The following is a 5,370-nucleotide window of genomic DNA, read 5'->3' as shown; positions in this document are numbered from 1 at the left end:
CGCCACGATCCCGGGCTTGTCCAACAACCGGTTCAGATCGTCGCTCGCTTCGCTCGGACGATCTAACCTTATTCGTTATGCTTCTTGTTTGAAATTCGTCAAAAAGACGGCTCTTTCCAATAGTAATATAAAATAAAACAAATACACACGAGCAGAACAGGAAAGCTTAATAAAAACAAATGTCGCGCATACCTCTCACGAAAGATGTTCAATTCAATCCAATTGTATGCCATATCGCTACTGAACCCAATAGCAAGAAGCAATAATGCATAGTACCATTTCACAAAATATCCGTAATAAATGACAAAACCATACTGAAACATAATCACTGCAACCGCAAACCCAGCAATAAACCTTTTCAACCCCTTTTTCGAAACATTAAAATACCGTTTTTCTTTAATTTGATTATATTGATAATTTGAAAATATTGACAATACACAGTAATCGAGAATCAAATAGAATGGTAAATGTTCCATTTTTTGCGAATTGTTCTGCTCGGCGTATTCTTTCAAAGTATAACGCTATGCTCAGCCGAGTCGGTTGAGCGAGAACGAAACCGGCTTCGGCTGGAGCACATCGTTAGGAGATAATTGTCGGTTCGATTCACTTGTCGCGAATTAAATCGAACCTGGACCCTTTAATTTGTCGACCCTTTAATTTGTCGATCCGAAGCGCCTGATCGCTCAGCTCAAACCCCGCCCCAAGCTGAAATGGGCCTTGGTCATCAGTTGGGCCGGTAGGGTGGACGAGCGAGAGCGAAGTCCACCGAATCCCGCGTCGGCGTTGGTGGACTGCGCTGCGCTTGTCCACCCTACGGAAGACGACTGGCCGAAACGATGATCGACGCCCTGAAATGCCCGTGCTGTGGGGCTGACATGGTGATCGTGCAAACTCGCTTGCCACCGCGCTCATTACAACCGCCCCAGACGCCAGCCCTTGAGGCAGCGGAGGCTGTGGCGATGTAACCGCTCCCGAAAGACCGACCCCGGGACTGCGGCGTCTTCCGGTCGACGCTGGCGCTCGCCTGAAATTCCGGCACAATGCCCACGCTGACCACCGCAGGGCGCCATCTTGACCACGATGGCGGCTGAACAGCCGCGGCTCGGCACCTCCTCGTGAGCCTCCAGGGCTCCGCGAGCCCTCGGCCTCGAAAAGCTATTTTCTATACCCCCTGCGTACCGCCACGATCCCGGGCTTGTCCAACAACCGGTTCAGATCGTCGCTCGCTTCGCTCGGACGATCTAACCTTATTCGTTAGGCAAATTCTCTGGAAATGTTGGGGTTCGTACCTCGACCTCTCAGAAATATTTGCCCCAGTTTCGCTTGACTCCATAATAACATTCTTAGCACTCATAAGAATTAACGTCATCATGAGTGTTAATGAAAAAACGATTATTAAGGTTAACCTGTCTACATATGACAATGACAGTCCAAGTTTTGGAATAAAGTATTTTGTTAAAAACCCAAAAGACAGAAAGTTATTAAATAATAAAAATGGGTTATTTAATAGCATAACAAACGCCGATGTTAACGTATTTTCGCGAATAAAAATCTCAAAAAAAATCAACAGGATCAATATCGGAAAACTCAGCACTGACCATAAACCGATATATAAAACCACGATCAAGAATGGCTTTGAAATAGATTCTCTTTCACGTTTCATTCAAACCCTAATGATCTTTTTTATCACGCCCGTTTTCGATCTGTTTTGTAGCCTAACGTCAAGGCTGGCCCGCCGCTTGTTAGCCGATCATTTTTTCGTACTCATCGTGCCTTCCGATCCAGAACCAGATCTAACCATCATGTGCTTCAACTGCTAGAGCGCGATAGTCCAGGGTGACTCTGGCGGAGCAAAAATCGCCAACCTTCTTGAAGTGAATCGACGGATGGCGCGAATTTTCTCGCAACAGCGCAGAGGCGGCATCCGCACGCCGTCTAATACTGTCGGGCAGTTTGTGGTACCGAGCCCAAAAACCCGGGTTCGTAAAGTGATTCAAATAGGGGGCGTCCGGCCGGCCGCGTGGTCCGCTAGGGGCTTTTCCGCAAGTGCTTTCAGTTTTCCCGACTTTGAGTCCTCTTCGATTTGGCGATCCCATTCTTCCCATGCTTGTTCCCGGAACCAAGTCCGGAATTCTGCGAATTCGCTCGGGCTGAGGTTGCGAACGCGCTCCTCGATTTGCTCTACCTCGGTCATCGCTCGGCCTGTCTGTGGTTGGTAGGGATCTATTGCGCTTGAGGTCTTCTCGGCTAACGCCAGCCTCGGCCGCCGCGAGCGTAGCGAGCGGTCGGACTGGAGGCGTTTGTTGGCGATTTCTTCTCTTCAGTCACCCGCGAGGGCGTCCAAAGTTAAGTAAACTGTCCCCGGAACTCGATTTCTTCTCTTCAGTCACCCACGAGGGCTTCCAAAGTTAAGTAAACTGTCCCCGGAACTCCGGTACTTGGTCCCCGGAACTTGCGTGTTACGCGATTTTTTCAGGGCTTCTTCCAGTATTCCGGTGAGTGGCAAACTTCTTTAAGCAATAGATCGTAATCCCTACCTTCATCAAGAACCTCAAGCACGGGAAGGTCCAATTTATAATTTTTCCATGTCTCAAAATACGGAGTTTGTACTGTTTCATTCTCAGCAATATTCCAAATCTGGTCCTTAAACTTCTGTATATAATATAACTCGATGGCTTTCGCGTAATCCTTGGTTAATCCTTCATGCAGTAATCTAATCTTCATTGGGCCGCGAGTATAAAAATATTCGTTTATCCTCGCGTTGTGAGATGCGCCAGAATTTACATGCTCAGGTCTATTAGGTCTTCCTTCTCCAACATAGCGAAGTTGGCCTTCAGAGTCGTAAACAAGATATACGATATAATTGTCTTCGCTAGCATCAACAGAATCATTGCTGCGACCTAGAGGATTTCTTCGTTTATGAGGATTAACCCACACTACTTTGCCGCTGCTATAGTGACGATCATGTCCGGTGACGCCGTGCTCTTTGCGCGCCGAGTTCGATATACGATCTAGTTCTTCAAATGTTGAAGGAAGTCCAATCCATTGTGTTAGAGAAATCGCCCTATCTCGCCTAAACATAAAGGGGGTAATATATCCATTGCGTAGGTGATCTTCGTTCTTAGATAGCCCGTAATACTCAAAATTTATAGCAACGCCTGTTTGTGAGTCGATTTTATCCTCGTTCTTTCCAAAGCGAGAAATCAGGCCTTCGTCCAATAAAGGAAGAACCTTTTTTTCTATATGAGTATGAATTTCAAACATAACAAGCTCAGTATATACATAACCAGCTCCAATGAAATTTCCCGAAATGAAATGTCCATAAAAATCTTGGGGGTCAGATGGAATTGGCAGATTCTCGCTGGAGGATTGCTTTAATGTCGATTGATATCCAAACGCAAATGCATCTTCTAAAATTTCCACGGCAACCGCTTCGCCGAGCAGATAAACAGGTAACTCGCAGCATGAACCATAATTTACCTCAACCAGAAAATCACAAAGGGCTTGGTCGGTTGGATAATTTTTGAATTTTTCAAATACTCCTTTCGCTCCACCTTGCTTCCTAATCTCGCGTTCAAATAAGCGACGTTTCTTTTCCAGAAATTCCCTGTCACGTCTTTCTGATAATTTCATGGTGAGGATTTTTCTACCACCTAACGTCGCACCTAAACCGACCCATACTGCGCCACGATGAGACCGAATCAATGCGCATAGCTACGTGCGCAGTATGGGGTCGGCTTGAGGTGCGTGTTAGGCGATTATAATCACGAAAAAGCTGCTATTCGTTATTGTAAATTTATCTAATAGGGCAAGACATTAAGAATATTTTCTCGTGTAAATGTATATAAATTACCCATGTCATGCGCGTAAAATAATTCACTTTGTTGGTCGAAAAAAATTCCGATTGATCCATACTCGTTATTGGTAAACCCTCGGGTGCATAAAATTGTTATCGTGCTATTGATTGAGACAATCCCATCGTTTATAAAGTCACATGGCAAATCAATAGCCAACAGGGCATTTGCATCAATAATTCCTGTTACAGGAGTTACCGTTAAGTAATGATTGGCTCTAACGCCCCACTGTTGGATATAGTGAAATGAAACGATTGCATTGGTTGGCTGATCATAAAAAGAACAAATAGGGAATGATGATGATGTAAGCTGAGAGATCCTGTTTTGGGACAAATCCCATAGCATTAAGACCCCTCCTTGCCCTTCCGTCCATTCAACGTCAAGAACCAATTTACAACCAGATATACTGTATGATATTGCCCAAGGCTGCCATTGATCAACAAAATCTTCTAAGGAAAAATCTAGCTGAAATTCCAATCCATTTGACTCAATTAACGCTTCATAAACAATTAAGTGATTAATAAGTTGATCTTGGCTTTTGATGAAATTTATATGGCAGAGCCCGTTATCTGGGTTTAGTACGACCTCTGGTATTTCTTTTTCAACCACGCTGAAATTTCTCTTGTAAATCGCCTAACAGTAGAGTAGACAGAATGTCGGCCTACTGAGATAGACAGATTCAGCCTAGTTCCTCTGCCGCGCTCGGCGCGGTCGGCCCGGGTGGCGCAAAGACCATGTGATCCAAACGGGTTTTCTGGAACCTAGCACAACCCCTTTTATTGCGCAATGTGGCAGGTCTTGCGTTGCCCAGCCGAGTCATTTCGCATTGATTTGTTGCCGAAACGGACCCGGGATGGTGTGGTTGGCGGGGTGATCCTGCGCAGCGAGCCCGCCCTCGTAGGCGACGTGCAACGGCGCGGGAGCCGCGACCAGAACTAGGCAGAATCTCGCCCGACTGAGATAGGCAGAATTCTTCCGGACCGGTCCGGCCGGAAGCCGCCCGACGGCCTCGTTCATCATTCCGTTGCGCCAGGCAAAGCCTGGAAGGAGAGGAAGATAGCGGACGGATAAGCGAATCGGAAACTCCTTGTTGTGGCCCACCGGGTGCAAGTCCCGAGCCGGTAAGGATTGGCCATCCACCGGAACCGAGTGTGGCGTGGTTCGGGAGTGATCCCGGCTGCGAAGCGAACACAGGGGGCGTGTAGGCTGTGTGATAGAGCCCCGAAACTGATGCCAGCGGAGCCGACGTCTTCGGAACAGCGGAAGGCAATAGTGTTGGCATTGTAGCGGCCTGATGTTGACACTCCGCCGGGGTCTGAGAGCAGGGCATGCACGCACGGGTCGCCCAGGAACCTGGGAGGGCTCAGTCGTTCCTTGTCAGTGACGCGGTGCGGGCGCCGCGTAAGAAGCCGCCCAGGCCCGTGAGCGGTGGTCCGGCCCACGGGAGCGAAGAGGACCGAGGGCAAGGTAGCGCCAAGCGAAGGCAACGAAGTGCGGCGCGATGACGGCTGAGCAG

Annotated in this window: 3 protein-coding genes and 1 pseudogene; 2 read left to right on the top strand and 2 right to left on the bottom strand. The window is 47.8% G+C overall.

Annotation, left to right across the window (positions count from 1 at the left end; all coding sequences use genetic code 11):
* Positions 1–848: 848 nt before the first annotated feature.
* Both G3480_RS29625 and G3480_RS24925 read left to right on the top strand, forming a co-directional pair.
* Positions 849–965, top strand: a pseudogene (locus tag G3480_RS29625) (IS91 family transposase); the annotation flags it as partial.
* A gap of 405 nt (positions 966–1,370) precedes the next feature.
* Positions 1,371–1,820 carry a hypothetical protein gene (locus tag G3480_RS24925; RefSeq protein ID WP_164656921.1) on the top strand — a complete coding sequence of 150 codons (450 nt, stop codon included), beginning with the start codon at positions 1,371–1,373 and terminating at the stop codon, positions 1,818–1,820.
* A 652-nt stretch (positions 1,821–2,472) separates the two neighbouring features.
* Here G3480_RS24925 and G3480_RS24920 read toward each other — a convergent pair.
* Together G3480_RS24920 and G3480_RS24915 are read right to left on the bottom strand one after the other, a co-directional pair.
* Positions 2,473–3,633 carry a GIY-YIG nuclease family protein gene (locus G3480_RS24920; protein ID WP_164656920.1) on the bottom strand — a complete coding sequence of 387 codons (1,161 nt, stop codon included), beginning with the start codon at positions 3,631–3,633 and terminating at the stop codon, positions 2,473–2,475.
* Between the two features lie 167 nt (positions 3,634–3,800).
* Entirely contained in the window at positions 3,801–4,463 is a 663-nt protein-coding gene (locus G3480_RS24915) for a hypothetical protein (RefSeq protein WP_164656919.1), read from the bottom strand.
* Positions 4,464–5,370: the final 907 nt, after the last annotated feature.

The organism is Thiorhodococcus mannitoliphagus, assembly GCF_010915725.1.
Classification (GTDB): Bacteria; Pseudomonadota; Gammaproteobacteria; order Chromatiales; family Chromatiaceae; genus Thiorhodococcus; species Thiorhodococcus mannitoliphagus.
The sequence above is the reverse complement of the archived record's forward strand: the minus strand, read 5'-3'. Positions and strand labels throughout refer to the sequence as shown.

Bases quoted from the DNA above. Each gene is read 5' to 3' on its own strand.
- G3480_RS24925 (WP_164656921.1), top strand. From the start codon at position 1,371: ATGAGTGTTAATGAAAAAACGATTATTAAGGTTAACCTGTCTACATAT.
- G3480_RS24920 (WP_164656920.1), bottom strand. From the start codon at position 3,633: ATGAAATTATCAGAAAGACGTGACAGGGAATTTCTGGAAAAGAAACGT.